General features: G+C 68.0%; 16 protein-coding genes. 6 read left to right on the top strand and 10 right to left on the bottom strand.

Going from position 1 to position 16,086, the window contains the following annotated elements; translation table 11 throughout:
* Window positions 1–22: 22 nt before the first annotated feature.
* The 3 genes from ACLZN2_RS46460 to eccE form a co-directional block, all read right to left on the bottom strand.
* Entirely contained in the window at window positions 23–3,136 is a 3,114-nt protein-coding gene (locus ACLZN2_RS46460) for an SCO5717 family growth-regulating ATPase (protein ID WP_416986092.1), read from the bottom strand.
* 300 nt (window positions 3,137–3,436) lie between these two features.
* Complete coding sequence (locus ACLZN2_RS46455) at window positions 3,437–4,222, bottom strand: hypothetical protein (RefSeq protein WP_416986091.1); 786 nt, start codon at window positions 4,220–4,222, stop codon at window positions 3,437–3,439.
* Window positions 4,219–5,421, bottom strand: a complete 1,203-nt coding sequence (gene eccE, locus ACLZN2_RS46450) for a type VII secretion protein EccE (RefSeq protein WP_416986090.1) — start codon at window positions 5,419–5,421, stop codon at window positions 4,219–4,221. The genes ACLZN2_RS46455 and eccE overlap by 4 nt, the downstream gene beginning before the upstream one ends.
* A 325-nt stretch (window positions 5,422–5,746) precedes the next feature.
* Here eccE and eccB point away from each other — a divergent pair, with 325 nt between their 5' ends.
* Genes eccB through ACLZN2_RS46435 form a run of 3 tightly spaced genes read left to right on the top strand, consistent with a single transcriptional unit; the run spans window position 5,747 to window position 8,848 of the window.
* The gene (gene eccB / locus ACLZN2_RS46445) at window positions 5,747–7,273 is read left to right on the top strand and encodes a type VII secretion protein EccB (RefSeq protein ID WP_416986089.1); all 1,527 of its coding nucleotides are present in this window, start codon (window positions 5,747–5,749) and stop codon (window positions 7,271–7,273) included.
* 26 nt (window positions 7,274–7,299) lie between these two features.
* A complete protein-coding gene (gene mycP / locus ACLZN2_RS46440) occupies window positions 7,300–8,577 on the top strand; it encodes a type VII secretion-associated serine protease mycosin (protein ID WP_416986088.1) in 1,278 nt (425 codons plus the stop codon).
* A 37-nt stretch (window positions 8,578–8,614) separates the two neighbouring features.
* Window positions 8,615–8,848, top strand: a complete 234-nt coding sequence (locus ACLZN2_RS46435; protein ID WP_416986087.1) for a hypothetical protein — start codon at window positions 8,615–8,617, stop codon at window positions 8,846–8,848.
* A gap of 22 nt (window positions 8,849–8,870) precedes the next feature.
* Here ACLZN2_RS46435 and ACLZN2_RS46430 read toward each other — a convergent pair whose 3' ends face one another.
* The 7 genes from ACLZN2_RS46430 to ACLZN2_RS46400 all read right to left on the bottom strand — a co-directional run bounded on the left by ACLZN2_RS46430 (window position 8,871) and on the right by ACLZN2_RS46400 (window position 14,994).
* Entirely contained in the window at window positions 8,871–9,383 is a 513-nt protein-coding gene (locus tag ACLZN2_RS46430; protein ID WP_416986086.1) for a hypothetical protein, read from the bottom strand.
* Between the two features lie 114 nt (window positions 9,384–9,497).
* Window positions 9,498–10,070, bottom strand: a complete 573-nt coding sequence (locus ACLZN2_RS46425) for a hypothetical protein (protein WP_416986085.1) — start codon at window positions 10,068–10,070, stop codon at window positions 9,498–9,500.
* A 72-nt stretch (window positions 10,071–10,142) separates the two neighbouring features.
* Window positions 10,143–10,847, bottom strand: a complete 705-nt coding sequence (locus ACLZN2_RS46420; protein ID WP_416986084.1) for a hypothetical protein — start codon at window positions 10,845–10,847, stop codon at window positions 10,143–10,145.
* Window positions 10,848–10,933: 86 nt separating this feature from the next.
* A complete protein-coding gene (locus ACLZN2_RS46415; RefSeq protein ID WP_416986083.1) occupies window positions 10,934–11,464 on the bottom strand; it encodes a hypothetical protein in 531 nt (176 codons plus the stop codon).
* 47 nt (window positions 11,465–11,511) lie between these two features.
* Window positions 11,512–13,827 carry a hypothetical protein gene (locus tag ACLZN2_RS46410; RefSeq protein WP_416986082.1) on the bottom strand — a complete coding sequence of 772 codons (2,316 nt, stop codon included), beginning with the start codon at window positions 13,825–13,827 and terminating at the stop codon, window positions 11,512–11,514.
* 93 nt (window positions 13,828–13,920) lie between these two features.
* Window positions 13,921–14,442 carry a hypothetical protein gene (locus ACLZN2_RS46405; protein ID WP_416986081.1) on the bottom strand — a complete coding sequence of 174 codons (522 nt, stop codon included), beginning with the start codon at window positions 14,440–14,442 and terminating at the stop codon, window positions 13,921–13,923.
* 246 nt (window positions 14,443–14,688) lie between these two features.
* A complete protein-coding gene (locus ACLZN2_RS46400; RefSeq protein ID WP_416986080.1) occupies window positions 14,689–14,994 on the bottom strand; it encodes a GntR family transcriptional regulator in 306 nt (101 codons plus the stop codon).
* Between the two features lie 146 nt (window positions 14,995–15,140).
* Here ACLZN2_RS46400 and ACLZN2_RS46395 point away from each other — a divergent pair, with 146 nt between their 5' ends.
* Genes ACLZN2_RS46395 through ACLZN2_RS46385 form a run of 3 tightly spaced genes read left to right on the top strand, consistent with a single transcriptional unit; the run spans window position 15,141 to window position 15,927 of the window.
* A complete protein-coding gene (locus tag ACLZN2_RS46395) occupies window positions 15,141–15,500 on the top strand; it encodes a hypothetical protein (protein WP_416986079.1) in 360 nt (119 codons plus the stop codon).
* Window positions 15,497–15,715 carry a hypothetical protein gene (locus ACLZN2_RS46390; RefSeq protein WP_416986078.1) on the top strand — a complete coding sequence of 73 codons (219 nt, stop codon included), beginning with the start codon at window positions 15,497–15,499 and terminating at the stop codon, window positions 15,713–15,715. Before ACLZN2_RS46395 ends, ACLZN2_RS46390 begins: the two co-directional genes overlap by 4 nt.
* Entirely contained in the window at window positions 15,712–15,927 is a 216-nt protein-coding gene (locus ACLZN2_RS46385; RefSeq protein ID WP_416986077.1) for a hypothetical protein, read from the top strand. Before ACLZN2_RS46390 ends, ACLZN2_RS46385 begins: the two co-directional genes overlap by 4 nt.
* Window positions 15,928–16,086 lie beyond the last annotated feature (159 nt).

The raw sequence follows: 16,086 nt of genomic DNA, 5'->3' as shown, positions 1-16,086 counted from the left end.
CCCGGGCCGCCCCTCGGGCGTATCACTGCTGCGGGGGCGGTGGGGGAGGCGTCGCGCCGCTGTTGCTGTCCGGCTGCGGGTAGCCGTAGCCCGCCGGGGGCTGAGGCGGCTGGGGAGGCTGGGGGTAGCCGTAACCGGCCGGGGGCTGGGGCTGACCCGGCTGCGGCGGATACGGCTGTCCGGGCTGGGGCGGCTGCCCGGGGTACGGCTGGGCCTGAGGCGGGTAGGGCGGCTGCCCCTGCGGGGGGTAGGCCTGACCGGGCTGCGGTGCCGCAGGCGGGTAGGGCTGAGGCTGCCCAGGGTGGGGCGGCTGGGCCGCCTGGGGCGCCTGGGGCGTCTGGGGCGGGTACGGCTGGCCGGGGAAGGGCTGCCCCTGCGGGGGGTACGGCTGACCGGGGTACGGCTGGCCCGGGTACGCCTGGCCCGGCATCGGTGGGGCGGCCACCGGCGGCGGGTTGCCGTCGTTCGTCCACAGCCCGTGCATCTGCTGATGCCGTACGAAGTCCTCCGCGACCATCGCGGCGAGGTTGAAGTACGCCTCCCGCACCTTCGGCCGCATCATGTCGAGGTCGACCTCGGCACCGGCCGCGAGATGCTCGTCGAACGGCACCACGACGACCCCGCGGCAGCGCGTCTCGAAATGCTGCACGATGTCCTCGACCTTGATCATCTTGCCGGTCTCGCGCACCCCGGAGATCACGGTGATGGACCTCGACACCAACTCGGCGTACCCGTGCGCGGACAGCCAGTCCAGCGTCGTACTGGCGCTGCTCGCCCCGTCGACGGACGGCGTCGAGATGATGATCAGCTGATCGGCGAGGTCGAGCACCCCGCGCATCGCGCTGTAGAGCAGGCCCGTGCCCGAGTCGGTGAGGATGACCGGGTACTGCTTGCCGAGCACGTCGATCGCGCGCCGGTAGTCCTCGTCGTTGAAGGTCGTGGAGACGGCCGGGTCGACGTCGTTGGCGATGATCTCCAGGCCGGACGGGGCCTGGGAGGTGAACCGCCGGATGTCCATGTACGAGTTGAGGTACGGGATCGCCTGGACCAGGTCACGGATGGTGGCCCCGGTCTCCCGGCGCACCCGGCGGCCGAGCGTGCCCGCGTCCGGGTTGGCGTCGATCGCGAGGATCTTGTCCTGGCGTTCGATGGCGAGGGTGGAGCCGAGCGCGGTGGTCGTGGTCGTCTTGCCGACACCGCCCTTGAGACTGATGACGGCGATGCGGTAGCAGGACAGCACCGGCGTACGGATCAGCTGCAGCTTGCGCTGCCGCTCCGCCTCCTCCTTCTTCCCGCCCAGCTTGAAACGGGAGGAGGAAGCGGTCGGCCGACCGCTCTTCACCTTCTGCTTCTTGTTGTTGAGCAGCCGGTCCGAGGACAGTTCCACGGCCGCGGTGTAACCCAGCGGCGCGGCACCGGGGTTGACCGGCTGCCGCTGGTCGTGCTGGACGGCCTGCGGCCAGGCGGCACCGACCCGGGGATCGACGGGCTGCTGCGGAACCTGCGGCGCGTGCCCGGCCTGCGCGGCGTCGGGGCTCTGGGGCGCGTGCGGAGGCTGACCGGGGAAGCCCTGAGGGGCCGCTCCCTGGGCCTCCGGCGCCGGGTTCCCCTGAACGGCGGGGGCAGCCGGGGGCAGGCCGCCGGGCTGCTGGGGGATGCCGGGCTGGGGATGGGGCTGCGGCTGGTGCCCAGGCGGCTGCGGGAAGCCGTACCCGGCGGGGGTGTTGGGCGCGGGGGGCTGCGGGAACCCGTAACCACCAGCGGCATTGGGGGCGGGGGGCTGCGGGAACCCGTAGCCCGGCTGGGGCTGGGGCTGGGGCTGGGGCTGGGGCAGGGGCGGAGCGGCGGGGGGCTGTGGGAACCCGTACGCGGGCTGCGGCACGGCCGGGGGAGCCTCGGGAGCCGGCGCAGGCGGCGCCACCTCGGGCTGGACCGGCGGGTGTTGGACCGGCGGCTGCTGGGCCGCCGCGGGGTCGACCTGCTGCGGCAGCGGCTGGGCAGGCCACTGGGCCGCCGGCGCGGGAGCCGCAGGTTCGTACGACGGCGGCAACGGCGGCACCCCGCCCTGCGGTACTGGCGGGGGAGCCCAGGCAGGCGGAGCAGCGGGAGCCGCCTGCTGCGACGCCCCGTCCTGCTCCTCGGCGGACTCAGGAGCGGAGGCGGCTTCGGGCGTGGGGACGGATGCGTCGGGAGCCGCCTCACCCTCGGCGTCCGCACCCGTCTCGGCGCTGACGTCGGCGTCCTCGGAGACTGCATCGGCCTCTGTCTCGGCGGAACCTTCCTCGGCAGCACCGTCGGCGGAGGCGGCTACGGCGGGCTCGCTGCCCGCGTCCGCCTCCGAACCGGAGGACGAGGCCTGAGCGACGCCGTCACCCTCCAAGCCCGCCTGCTCGTCATCGGCTTCGGCTTCGGCTTCGGCCTCGGCCTCGGCCTCGACGGTCTGTTCCTCGATCTGCTGTTTCAGCACAACAGGCGAGAACCGCATGGTGGCGCCGCTCTCCAGATCCCCGTTCTCAGGACCGCTCTCCTCGACGGGCGGGCCCGGCACGGCGGTCGGCGCCTGCTGCGGCTGGAACCCGCCGTCCACCGGAAGCCCGGGCACCGCGACCGGAGCCGGCGGAACGGGCGGCGGAGCGACGGGCGCGGGAGCGGCGGGAGGAACGACAGGAGGAGCGGTCGGCGGGGCATACGGCGCCGCAGGCGCGGCGTTGACCGGCGCCCCAGGTGCCCCGGGCGGCGCAGCGGGATCCTGAGCCGGAGGCTGGAAGGGAGCCGGAGGGTGGAACGGAGCCAGGCCCGGGACCGGAGGCTGGAAGGGAGCGGGCGCCGGAACAGAAGTCTCCGCCCCCTGGCCCGCCCCCGCCGCCAAACCTGGCCCCTGCCCCTGACCCTGCCCCTGATTCGGAACGGGACCCGGTGGCCCTGAAACAGGAGCCGGCGGCCCGGGCGGAGGAGCCGCCCCCGTGCTCCCTCCCGTCCCCGCCGCCGAACCCCCGCCCGCGTTCTGCGTGTACCAAGCGGGCGGCGCGTAGTCGATGGTGAACTCGCCCGTCATCTCGACGGCGGATTCCGCGTCGGGCTGGTCATCGCCGGGTGTGGCCCAGCCCCCGCGCGTCCCGTCCCGATCGCTGCTCACAATTCCTCCTGGTGTGGTCGAGCACCCTCATGCCGTGCCGGGGCGACCATTGCTCTTCGTCTTCGGCCGTTCGAGGTCGTCCGGTCCACCGGCCCTTCCCCCGGGACGCCGACGCCCGGTCCACGGGTTCCGGCATCGCGCCCGGTCCCAGCCTAATCACCGAGCGCCCAACGTCGGCAGGCCCGTCCGCCCCTCAACGCCCGCCGTTCACGACTCGACCGTCCCGCAAATGCCCTGCACGGTAGGGCTGTCGGCACGCAAAGCCACCGAAATCGGATGGAGTGTCATGCGAGGGCCGATTCAGTCCATCCTGCGGGGCATACCCAACAATCCGATCTCGGCGTCGGTGGGTTGGGTCAGCGTGTACTGCCGGTCACGGTCGGCGCACCACAGGGTGAGGCCATCGGCGAGACCAGGCAGGGAGTCCACCGCATCCCTGGGCAATGCCATCGTGCGGCCCAGTTCAGCAGCCTCGTCGGGGGAGATGCGCTGCACACCGACGAGCCGCGCCTGCCGTATGAGCCGAGGGGCCACCGGACTGAGGTACGGCAGCAGCGTCAGCACGGACTGCCAGGGACCGGAGACGACGCGCCCGCGCGGTGGCCGCATACCGCAGTCACGTACCACCAGCACGGGGGTACCGGCCGATGTGCCCTGCGGGGGCACCCGCCCCACCTCGTACACCGCCAGCCCGTTCTGTCCGCCACCCATGGCATGCACCATCTGCATCCAGGCCTGAGGACGCCCCGTCTCCACGGCGACCCGCGCTCCCGTAGCCGCCGCCCGGAGGGCGATGACCTGCGCGGTCCACAGACCCCCGATGAGGACGACGTCGTACGGAGTCGGCCGGTTGAGCCCCAGGACCGCGGGCCGGCCCTCCGCGTCGACCCCGATCACGACGCCGTCATCTCCGATGGGCAGCGCGAGCGCCTCGAGCTGCTCCGGAGAGATGGAGTGCCGTGCGTGCCGCGGACCGATCAGTCCGAAGCCGCGGCGCAGCAGGTCGAGTGCCCGCTGCGCCGCGGCGGACTGCGGCTCGCCGCGCACCTCGGCCGACTGCCCCCCGCGCGTGGTCATCGCCGTCACCGGGCACCTCCGAGGGGAAGAGTGGCGAGCACTCCGGGAACCTGTTCCCGGTCGAGGCGAGTGAGTCCCGTGCCCGTATGGCGTGCCGCTGCCTGCAAGGCACGTCGGGCGGAGACGAGTTCGTCGTCGCTGCGACCGGTCACCCGCAGATGTCCGCACAGCAACAGCTCTCGCCGTTCCCCGTGCGTGAGCGTGAGACTGAACGTGGTGGCCAGCGCCGGGACGGCGGTGACCAGGGCGACGAGCTGGGGCAGCGAAGGCGCTCTGTGGCCCCCCAGCGTCGGCCATCGGCGGATCCAGTACGTGGTGTGTCTCCGGTTGTCGCAGCGCCAGCTCCGGCCCGTCTCCTCGGTCCGCCGCTCCCTCGCGTCCGTCCGCCCGACCTCCGCGGTCACCAGCGGGTTGGCACAGGTCGAGGTGGCGATGGCGGCGGTCAGCTGCTCCTCGTCGAGGAGCGTGGCACGGAACCCCGCCCCGGTCAGCCGACTGGAGAGGTGGTCGGCCGCACGTACCACGCACTTCTGCGCCCCGAGGAGCCCACCGCCGCGCGCTGCCACGGCTTCCGGGCAGAGCTCGGGATCGAGTTTCAACGCGATCCAGGTGATGCGCACCGCGGGCGCGCCGGTCTGCTCCTGCAGCGGCGCGTAGTTGGCGACAGCCACGGACTGCTGGGGCAGATGGATCGCGGGCGCGGGCTGGGTGTGCAGAACGATCTGCGCCGACTCCAGCCGGATCCCGTCGACTTCGAGGGCCCCGCGCACCAGGGACAGCGGCAGGGGCTGCCGGTTGCGCTCGGCGCGCAGGGCGGTGGCGTCGGCCTCGACTTGCAGCACGGCGGTGACGAACGTGCCGTCACCGATGATCCCGACGGGCCGACGGTCGCGGCTTCGGTACGTGTAGGTCCGCAGACTCGGATCGCATTCCACGGCCGGAGCGAGCCCCGGTTCGATTCCCGTCGGCACGGGCGCACTCGCGGCCTGTCGTCGGCGCGCTCGCAACGCCCGCGCCGTGGCCAGCCATTCGGGAAGTGAGCGGCCGCGGCGGCGCAGGAAGGTGAGCAGGACGAGGGCGACGGCGACAACCGTCGCCACGACGAGGGCCGCCACACCGATCACCCAGCCGACGACGAGGACGGCGACGGCGATTTCGAGCAGCACAACTCGTTGCAATCGGGACGATCCGCCCTGCCCGCGTGACATGCTCAGGCGGAGGGCGTTTGTCTGCGTGTCCTGTCCGTGCGGCTGCCGTGCCGGCTCCGACGGTGATGCCGCGGAACGCCGGGACCGCGACCGGTCACCGGACGGGGCCCGTGTTCCCGAAGCCCTCACTCCATCCCCCCGTTTTGCTCGCATCTTGTTGGTATTCCAGCACCACACAGGGCACTTGAGAGTCCGGGTACCCTACCCGTTCCACAAGTCCCCGCGGCTACCAGGCATAGTAGGGGGCCGGTACGACAGCGGAGGGCGGGGGACGGCACACCCGCCGAGCTGGACCCACGCCGAACACGGGGAGAGACAGGCACAGATGGCATCTCGGCGGGATCAACTCAACGCCTACACCTTCGCGAAGCGCCGCACGCTCGCTTCGTTCCTCCAGCCCAGTCCGTCGGGTTCCGAGGAAGGTGCCCCCAAGCCGTTGGGCGCCGTGTTTCCCGGCATCATCGTCGGTGTGGTCATCCTTGCCGTCTTCGGTGGGATCGGCCTGTTCAGTCCGACGGCGCCGGTCGGGTGGGCCGAGCCGGGAGCGCACGTCATCATCGCGAGTGATTCGACGACCCGGTACGTGGTGCTGAAGACGGGCAACGAGACCCAGCTGCACCCCGTCCTGAACATGGCCTCCGCCAAACTCCTGCTGGACCCCAGCAAGGACAGCGTCATCACCGTCGACGAGAAGATCCTGGACAGCGGAAAGCCTCCGCATGGCACGACGATCGGCATCCCCTACGCACCCGACCGCCTGCCCTCCGCCACCGAGGCCGAGTCCGACAAGCACTGGGTGGTCTGTGAACGCCCGAGCGACGGCGGCCGGGCCATCCAGAAGGCGGCGTTCGTCCTCGCCAAGAAGGACTGGCCCAAGACGGACGGCGGCGACAAGCTCTCCGGGGGCGACCTGATGTACGTCGTCGGACCGGACGGCAAGACCCAGTACGTCGTCGACGCCCGAGGCACGGCGTACGAGTTGGCCGACCCGACGGACAAGGAACTGCTCAAGGCCCTCGACACCCAGGGCCGTGCTCCGCAGCGGGTCTCCCAGGACTGGCTCGACACCCTCCACAAGGGAGATCCGATCTCCATTCCGAAGATCGACGGGACACCTGGTGCGAAGGCGGGTGCCGCCGACAGCCTGCAGCAGTACGACAAGGTCGGCATGGTCATCAAGGCGTACGACGGCCGGGTGATGGAGTACTACGTGGTGCTGCCCGGAAGCGTGGCCCGCGTCTCGGAGTTCACCGCGACGCTGCTCCTCAACAGCGGCGCACTCATCGGCGCGGGACAGGCCGGCGAGGCACAGCAGGTCAGCCCGGGCGCCGTAGTCGACAGCACCACGTTCGACGGGGAGCGGAACTGGCCGACGCGCAAGCCGAAGACGGTGAACAACGGCTCCAGCAGTTCCGACGGCCGCAACACGGTGTGCAACGTTCTGCGCTCGGTGGACGACGACAGCGGAAGGACGACGCTGACCACCTGGGCCGGCACGGACTTCCCCGCCAAGCTGCCCACGGGCTCCTCCAGCGCCTACGTCACCCCTGGATCCGGTCTGCTCTTCCGACAGTTCCAGGGCACGGAGACGAAGGCGGGCGGCGTCTTCCTGGTCACCGACACCGGCCTGCGGTACGCGCTGCAGTCCAACAGCGACAGCGCCACGGACGACAAGGGCATCGGTTCCTCCGCCAAGCAGCGCGAGGAGGAACTGAACGAGGCCGAGATCGCCCAGACCCACCTGGGCTACGAGAAGGTGAACCCCGTGCCCGTTCCCGCGCAATGGTCGACGTTCCTGCCGACAGGCCCGCGCCTGTCCGAGGCGGCGGCGCGCCAGCCGCAGGGTTCGTAGCCGGGACCCTGGAGATGAGCGATCTCATGGTGAACCAGAGGGTCTCGACGACCGGGCGACGAGGACCGGGCATCGCATCCCGTACGGCAGCCCTGTCCTCAGCCGCTGCACTCGTCGCGACCACGGCGGTGTTCGCCCTGCCGGCGACGTCGGCCCGGGCGGACGACAGTGGCCAATGCACCTTCCCGTCCAAGAAGTACGAAGGCCGCCCCTGGGCGCTGCAGCGCGTCAATCTCGACGAACTGTGGGCGCAGTCCACGGGCAAGGGAGTCCGGGTCGCAGTGATCGACACGGGGGTGGACGTCAAGAACCCGCAGCTCAGCAAAGCCGTTGACGCGTCGAAGGGCAGGAATCTTCTCCCCGCCAAGAACTCCAAGGGCGAGAAGATCGACCGCGGCAACAACCAGGGCACCACGGACACCGTCGGACACGGCACGCGCGTGGCCGGGATCATCGCGGCCCGCCCCGCCAAGGGAACGGGTTTCGTGGGCCTGGCCCCTGACGCTGTGATCATCCCCGTCAAGCAGAACAACGCGGAGGGCGACGGCACCGCGCTCACTCTCGCGACATCGATCCGCTACGCGGTCGACGCGGGTGCCGATGTCATCAACATCTCCCAGGACACGGCGAACGCCGTCGAACCGGACCCGAGCCTGGAACAGGCCGTGGACTACGCCCTCGACAACCAGGTGGTGGTCGTCGCCTCGGCCGGCAACGACGGCCTGGGCGGAAACGTCAAGGTCACCTACCCGGCCTCGTACGAGGGCGTCCTCGCGGTGGCGGCCTCCGACCGGAACAACGAACGGGCTGCCTTCTCCCAGTCGGGCGATTTCGTGGGAGTCGCGGCCCCGGGCGTCGACATGGTCTCTACGGTTCCCGGCAACGGCCACTGCTCCGACAACGGCACCAGCTTCTCGGCTCCGTACGTGGCCGGAGTGGCAGCCCTCCTGAAGTCCAAGTACCCCAACTGGACGGCGCGCGAGATCGTCGCCCAGATCGAGCAGACGGCGGAACGATCGATCCCCGGCCGCGACCGACTGGTCGGCTGGGGCGTGATCGACCCGGTCAAAGCCCTGACAAACGTGGACCCTGCGAACCCGGTCGAGTCCCCCCAGGCGGAGGGCGGCGTGACCAGGGCAGAGGCTCCAGAGGTCGCTCCCCTGCAACTCGGCGAGACAGCCGAGGAACGCAACACCCGCTTGGCAACGTATGTGTTGGTAGGCGGCCTTGTGACGGTGGCGGGACTCAGTGGTACTGCTGTGGCGATGAGGGATGCGCGGCGGAGACACGGGGTTGGCCAGTGACGGATCACACACCGTGGGCGGAGCAGGGGAAGACACCATGAACGCACTCGACAAGCTGAACGTGCTGGGCCTCATCCTGGCAGCCGTGTTCCTGGCCATGGCCTGCGTCAAGGCCGATCGGGTACGCGCCTGGCGCGAAAGGTTCAACCCGGGTGCCGAGGAAGTCCCCGACTCGGCCTTCACCGTCACCCGCATCATGTTCGTCGTCCTGGCCGGCATGTTGATCTACATGGCTATCCAGGGCTTCGGTGTTTCCGCGGGCCAGCCGTAGAACGCAACAAGGAGGACGGCCCTTACAGCTTGCCGAAGACCACTCCGCGCCAGGTCCAGCCCGACTTGAGGACGACATCCTGCAAGGGGCTGCACAGTTCCGCGCTGTTGAAGCGGAAAGTCTCCGTCGCTTCGAGGGCGCCGCTCTCCCCGCGACTGATCGTGTAGTGGCGGGAGACGGTCCTGTCGGGCCCGCGTGAGTACGCCCCTGAAATCTTGAGCCTCGGCGGATTCCCAACTCGGGTGACCTCCCACCCTTCTTCGAGGACGCGCACCTCATGGTTCTCCTGGGCCAGGCGCATCCGGATCCGGACAGCGCGAGTCAACTGGGACTCGACGAAGAAGGTCTGCCAGCTAGGCTCCGCCATCCGCCACTCCGCCACCAGGTCGGCGTCCTCCGCGGCGCCGTTGCGGATGACGTACGGCACATCGGGCCGGTTGAGTCCGAGCAAGGCTGTCCGGACTTCCTCGGCCGGGCGCGGCGCGACACCGTCGTCGGGATGCTTGGTTCCGGTCAGTTTGTCGAAGAGGCCCATGGAGTCAACCTTCAGGGATCGGGTTGCAGAGAGAAGATGTGCCCGCACGCATTCGTGATCAACGAGCGCGGGAGGTTTGGGTGGGCCGGCCTCCTTGGGGCCGCGCCGCAGACTTCAGCCGGCCTCGACCTCCGGGACCTGTGAGGGCAGCGCCGCCTCCGACGCGCAGCCTGCGGCTTCGGCAACCGCCCTCGCCATCGAATTGAGGATTGCCATGCGGTCTTTGTTCACATCCTTACCCTGCATGTCCGCGGCCACCGCGAACATCTCCGTCTTCACGAACTCCGTGTCGCCAGTGAACGCGTCATCGGTGGTCGCCTTGGTCGGGCAATTGAAGTAGAGGTCTGCGCCTTTGCCGCCCACTTGCGCAAATACGCCCATAGGGTAGACGACTCTGTCGTCGCCGGATTCTCCCGCTGAGTTGGATGGATGACTTTCCTCTGCTGAGAACCGGATCTCAAGAAAAGAGTGTCCGCTGTCGTCATCCGTCTTATAGACCCGGCATGCGCTCTGCACTGAATAGTTGTCATGCAGATGCTTGACCGCCCTGTTCACTGAGAACGTGTTGGGCTCGCCTGCGTCATTCGTTCCGGTGAGTTCTTCAAACCGTTCCGCACCAGAGATGCGACGCAGTGCTGCCGTGGCCGACGCGTCCAAGGTTCCATCGCAGATTTTGTTCGCGGCCACACCGCTCGACGACTCGTGCGTTTCACTCTTCTTTTTCTGGCCTGCGGTCGTTCGCTCGTCTGTCGCACAACTTCAGTCCTTGTATGAAGCTCGGCCACGGTATTCGTTCTCGCCTGTTCCAGTCCCGTAATAGGCGACGTTGATATCCTGATCCCAATTCTGGCCGTCCAAGATATCGCCGGTCTTACGGTTGCCGTCAATGTAGGTGTTGTGGGCCTCGCCCATCTGATTGATACCCTTTGAGTAGAAATCGCTGCTGGTCAGTTGCGCCTGTTCCCTGGGGTCCGCTTCGGCGGAGTCCACTCCCTTGTCGATTTGATGGCCGATGAAGGTGTTCACTGCCCCTCCGACGGTATCTGCGGCGACCGGTGCGATGACCATTGCCGCAGCAGTCGTCCCGGGCAGTGGGATGGCGGCGACCCCGACGCCCACGGCCGCCCCGACCCCCAGCTTGATCCAGTCGGCGGACCGGCCCAGTGACTTGTTGGCGTCTTCCGAATCCGCGCCGTAGTCCGTCGCGGCTTGCTCGATGCGGGCGTTGTCGAGGATGCCCCGCGCCTGGGTACCTGCCATCAGCGCATCATGGGCATGCTCGATATTGGCATCGCTGGTCGGCGGATATTTGTCGAGCGCACTCAACGTATACAGATGCTGTGCTGCGGTGACGGCGCGGTGGGAGTGCTCGTCCTGACCGAGCACGCTAAGGAAATTGATCGCGCCCTCGTTGGTGAAGTTGGCACGCCCTTGATATGCGGAGGGGAAGGTGCCGGTATCCATCTGGTGCTCGCCGACGCCGGACAGGTTGTAGTCGATGTCGTCGATGTGCGCCCCTCGCCCTCTTGCCGAGCGTCTCCGCGAGGGTCTCATTCCTCCACACCGGCTGTGCACGCCGCAGACTTTTCCACCTCTGTGGTGAAAGAACTGATGAGGCGCTTCATGGCGTCGGCATCCTTGTACGTCTTGTCCCAGATCTGAACCGCCGTGTACAGCTCTTGCTTATGCTGAGAGTCAACACACTTCTGAGTCTTGGCGAACGCCTCGCGGTCCGAGTAGCGATATCTGTCCGCTTCCGCCGACCGCTTGGGCGGGTCGAGGCTCAGCGAAGTCGCGAAGTATGCGGTGGTGCGTCCTTCTTCCAGCCATGTTCGGGTGGTAGTGGCGAAGGACTTCTTGTCCACGACGATGTTGCAACTCGTGGCGGTCGCGTAGTCCTTCTCGGTGACGGTGAGCGTTTTGCCGGGCGGGAAGAGAGGAGCGAAGGCTTCAGGGTCGACAGCGATTCCACAGAGCGTGTCCGGAATCGCGTACTCGCGCTTTTCTTCGCCGCCCCCGCACCCCGTCAGTATGGAGAGCAGAGCTGTGACTGCGGCGAAGCTGAGCGCGGTGCGCCGCACGGAACGTGCGTTTCGATGCCTCATAGAGGTCTCCCTGGAATACGATCTCAAGAACCCGTGGTGATTCCAGGGGCCTGTCCTTCGAGAACACCCTTGGCGTTGATATAGCCCTGACGTGCGGCGGGTCCTGCGGTCAGTGATAGATCCGTGCCGTTCAGATGGTATTTTTCGGCCGCGGCCCTGACCGCCTCCTGGGTGATCTGGACGTTCCTCTCCTGGCCTTCCTGCCAGACCTGACCGCCGGCCTTCTGGGCTTCTTCTGCGGCATGCCCTTCGGCGTCCTGGAACACCGACTCCAGAACGACGCTGGTCGCGGTACCGGCGGCCCCGCCGACTGCGGCACCGACCCATGGTGTGGCAACGAAGGACGTGCCGACTCCAACAACGGTGCCAACGCCGCCGCCGATCAAGTTCTTCTTCTGAGCCACGGCCTGCTCGAAGCCCTTGTCTTTGTTCGAAGCCTCGTCTCCGATGGATTCCTGCATTCCGGCTCGGACGGTTCCCGACACCTCGCCGGAATTCTCGGAGATGCGCGTGACGAGCAGTTCGGAATTGCTGGAAACCCGCAGATCGTCCGGCAGATCCGGATTGAGGTGATAGTCTATCAGTTTACCCAAGTACGCCTTCTGGCCGACCTCGACGGCGGCATAGCCTTCCGGGTTCTGACCGACAGAGAAGAGGAACCTGCTGACATCGGTGTGCCCGAGTTTCGCTTCGGCGCCGGCCACCGGGTACAGCTTCTCGATGTCACGCCAGTCCGGGGAGTCCGTATCTCGCTTCACATCGCTGACAGAGCGGTTGATGTCCGGAAGATATTCGGAGGCGATCTGCCCCATGCTGTCGGACATATAGCTGTTGTCCGTAAGGCGCCCGTCGTCGTCCGCGACGGAGGTGACGATGGCCTCGAATAGCTTGGCCTGGTCGCTGTTGTGCGGAGGCGTGTCCACCGTGGGCATCTCACCCGCCGGATGCCCCGTCGTAGCCGCTTCCAGTGCCATCGCCAGGTTGTTCTGCCCGGTGTGCAGTTCGTCTCCGTCGATACCCGTCTCCTGCGGCCACTCCCGCTCCTCGAAGAGGTATTGGAAGTTTGACAGTGTGACCTTGCCCTTGTAGCTGTTCGCGTCGTCGGAGTCCCGCTCGAAGGGGTTGTCCGGGTTGTCCTTCGAGACGTACTCCTGGTTGAAGAAGTCCGTTGCGGCTGCGGGGCTGTTGGACAGGCCCCTCAAGTAACCCGTGAGTGGGTCTGCGCCGCTGTCTCCGCCGATGCGGTTGAGGTACTGGTCGGCTCCTCCGGCTCCGCCGAACTGCCAGGCGCGATTGGGGAGCTGGCCGTACCCCGTGAGTTCCTTTTCCTTCGCCATGAGGCTCGTGCCGTAGTCGACCATGAACTTGTCGTCGTAGTCCCCGACACGCATGAGATTGCTCATGACCTGGAAACCCATGGGCCCAGTGCCATCCCTGCCGATCCGTGTCCCGCCGAGGTCGATCACGTTGCGCTTCCAGTCCGCCATCGCGGCGGAGTCGCTCTGTGAGGCACTCGCCAAGGTGAGGCTCAAGCCCCGCTGGAGGTCGTCGAGTTTGTCACGGCGCTCGGACCCGATGTCGTAGTTACGTGGGTCGGTGACACCGGTCCAGAACTCCAGCGTCTTCTTCGGCCCGAGGTCCGTCGCGAACCGCTCGGCGAACAGCGGGTCGTTGCCGTACTTCTTGAGGCCGGCGGTGAGCAGGTCGAACTCCTTGACGGTGAGTTCGTTGGGGTCCTTCTTCGCCAGCTTGGCAAGCTCGTCGGCCTTCTTGATGGCCTCTGCCGCAGAGTCCCGGTCCTTGTACTTGGCGTCCGAGAAGCCCATCTTGCTCTGATCGGCGATGGCCTTGAGGATGGTACTGGCGGAGCTGTCGCTCTCGGTGGCCTTGTCGAGGATCCCCTGGATCTCGTCGCGGAGCGCGGTTATGTCGGCTGTCTGGTCGGGCGCGTCCTCGCCGCGGACCTGCGGAGGAATGCTCGACGTAACCGTGAAGCCGTCACCGGAGGGGAAAACGGTCAGGCTCTTCTTCGTACCGTTCTTGACGGCGGTGATGAGCTGCTGGTGATAGCCCTTCAGCTCACCCAGGGTGTCGCTGAGGATCTTGTGAATGGTGTCGGCCTGGGTGTGGGCGTCGGCGAACTCACCGGCGGTCTTGCCGATGAACTCTTTGGAGACCTGCTGGTTCATGCCGGCCCAGTTGGCCTTGTTTGCGGCCTGGTGGAGCTCGTCCTCCGCGTCCTTCTTCAACTGCTCGAGATTCCTGACGAGCGTCGACCAGTCGGTGACGGCGTCGTCGAGCAGCTTGAAGTTGGCGTGGTACAGAGCGTCGAAGTTCACGGAGTGTCATCCCTGAATTAGGTGGAGCGGTTGAGGCGATCGGGGAGCGACTGAGCGACGTGACGGTTTCGTCGCCGCTTCTCGAGCCGCTCCCTACTCCTTCTTCTCGCTTTGCTCTCCGTAGACCTTGTTCGGCTTGCCCGGCGCACCGACCCGTTCGTCGAACCCGGCGTCCAGCAGCGCGATACTGCTCGTCTGCCGCGCGATGTAGTCGTCGTCCCCTGCATGCAGTGTCTTCGTGCGGTGCATGTGGTTCGTGATGTGCGCGCACGCGTCCATCAGGGACTTGAGCTGCTCCTCCCACCGGGTCGACACGTGCTGAAGCCCGGCCCCGAGCGCGAAGCCCTGCTTCGTCAGGTCCACAGCTGCGGAGTCACTACCGGGGACGGCGACGCGGGCCTTGTCCCACAGTTCGTTGTACAGCGTGTGCGCGGACTTGCCGATCGCGGCCAGGTCCGTCTGACTAGCCTTGAGGACGCCGTACTTACTCGGCAGCACGAAGGGACCGTACGTGCCGCCGCTGCCGGCATCCACGCTGTTCAGCCGCATCTGAGTCGTGTCCTGACGCCGCTGCAGCGCGTCGGACTTGAGCTGTTCCCATTCGTCCCAAGCCATGGACGGAAACCTTCCCCGTGTACGGACCACGGCCCTCCGCACCAGTCGGAGAGCTTCACTCTGGTGGCCGGATCTCAAGGACAAGCTAGCAACTCGCGCGGGTGCACAGGCAGGTGCCGTCCGAAGTGCGCAGATTGCGGACGTGAAGTGTTGGCGGAGATCTGTTCGTCGGCGCGACCGCGTGTCAGTCCGGGCGTGACCTGTGCGGTCGCGCCTGGTTGCCGTCTGCGAGCCGAGTGGGGCTTGTCAGTCGCCCGGACCTGAGCCCCCGCCCGGCCCGTCCGTAGGCGTCTCGGGCAACGGGTCGGCGACGAAGGTTCCGCGGCCATGGACGGTCTCGATGAGCCGCCGATCGCGCAGGACCTGCGCGGCCCGCCGGACGGTGAGGTAGGCGACGCCGTATTCCTGCGCGAGATCGCGTTCCGCGGGCAGGCGCGCGCCGGGCTGGAGCTCTCCGGCTCGGATCCTCGCCTCGATGTGGTCGGCCACGGCGACGTAGATGAGCTGGGGCCCCTGCGGGTTGAAGTCGGGTACCTGGCTGCGGTCACTCACATGGGCAACGTAAGTCGGTGTCGAGCTTCGCGAATCTACAGAGAGCTATACATAGCTCTACATGGCTTAGTAAGGTCGTGTGCAGACGAGACCCCGGCGACCGCGCGAACGGCCCCGGGGTGTGGCCACCAGCCTCTGAGGAGCTGATGACAGTGAGCATTATCCACGCGCTGCTGCGCTGGATCCTGGACGTGTGCGCGCCCGGCACGGGTCGGCGGAGAGCGGGTGCGAGCCCCATCGTGCCGGTTCCAGCCTGGGAGCCGAAGGCGCCCGGTCGGGCTGCGGTACGGCTGCCCGCGCATCGCTCGCCGTACGGGCTGTTCGCGCCGCTCGACGGCCGGGCCGTGGCCTCCGTGCGGCCGTACGTGCTTGCGGCGGAGCGGGCTCATCGGGAGCGGGAGGGCGAGCGGGCGCGCCAGGCGCGGCGCCGAGTGGCCCTGGTTCTCGCGACCGACTTCGGTATCGACCTCGACCGGCACGTGATCGGCACGGAGAGGGCGGCGTGATGGGTGCCGGAGGCAACGTGCCCCGCCTGCCGGTGCGGATGTGTGTGCGCTGCCACGTGATCACCGAGGCCCTGGTCGTGGTCGGCCTGGTGCACCAGAACTCGGGGCCGGGCTTCGTCGTGTACGCGTGCCAGGCGTGCGCCGTGCACTACCCGCCGGAGCCTGATGTGCTCACGGTCCTGCCGCCTTCCCGCCAAGCCGTGGGTGAGGAGTGAGCGCGCGGCCCGGCGGAACGTCCGTCTGGCGGGAGTTGCCGCCGGAGTGCGTACTGGCGCGCCGACGCGGCTACGAGGACGTGCACGCCGTGTGCCGCCAACTGCGGGACATCCCGCTGCCGCACGGTGCGGGCCTGTTGCTGGTGCACCGCTGCGGCTGCGACTGCCACGGCCCTGTTGGGCTCCCGGTCCCGCCTCCGCGGCGGCGGTGATCGGACCGCGCTGGGTGTGACCTCGTGCAGTAGGTCAGAGAACGACTGGGGCTGCCGCCGGGGGGCGTACCCGCGGCAGCCCCAGCAGTCTCCTGACTGGAGATCACGTTCCCGTCGGCTGCTCTCCGTGGGTAGCGCGTCGAACGCCTCTCGGCGGCC

The sequence above is a fragment of the Streptomyces sp. T028 genome (genome assembly GCF_048159505.1).
GTDB lineage: Bacteria > Actinomycetota > Actinomycetes > Streptomycetales > Streptomycetaceae > Streptomyces.
The sequence above is the reverse complement of the archived record's forward strand: the minus strand, read 5'-3'. Positions and strand labels throughout refer to the sequence as shown.

Coding starts and splice junctions, on each gene's coding strand:
- ACLZN2_RS46435 (WP_416986087.1), top strand. CDS start 8,615: ATGAACGCACTCGACAAGCTGAACGTGCTGGGCCTCATCCTGGCAGCC.
- eccB (WP_416986089.1), top strand. CDS start 5,747: ATGGCATCTCGGCGGGATCAACTCAACGCCTACACCTTCGCGAAGCGC.
- ACLZN2_RS46420 (WP_416986084.1), bottom strand. CDS start 10,847: ATGGATACCGGCACCTTCCCCTCCGCATATCAAGGGCGTGCCAACTTC.
- ACLZN2_RS46405 (WP_416986081.1), bottom strand. CDS start 14,442: ATGGCTTGGGACGAATGGGAACAGCTCAAGTCCGACGCGCTGCAGCGG.
- mycP (WP_416986088.1), top strand. CDS start 7,300: ATGGTGAACCAGAGGGTCTCGACGACCGGGCGACGAGGACCGGGCATC.
- ACLZN2_RS46430 (WP_416986086.1), bottom strand. CDS start 9,383: ATGGGCCTCTTCGACAAACTGACCGGAACCAAGCATCCCGACGACGGT.
- eccE (WP_416986090.1), bottom strand. CDS start 5,421: ATGTCACGCGGGCAGGGCGGATCGTCCCGATTGCAACGAGTTGTGCTG.
- ACLZN2_RS46395 (WP_416986079.1), top strand. CDS start 15,141: ATGACAGTGAGCATTATCCACGCGCTGCTGCGCTGGATCCTGGACGTG.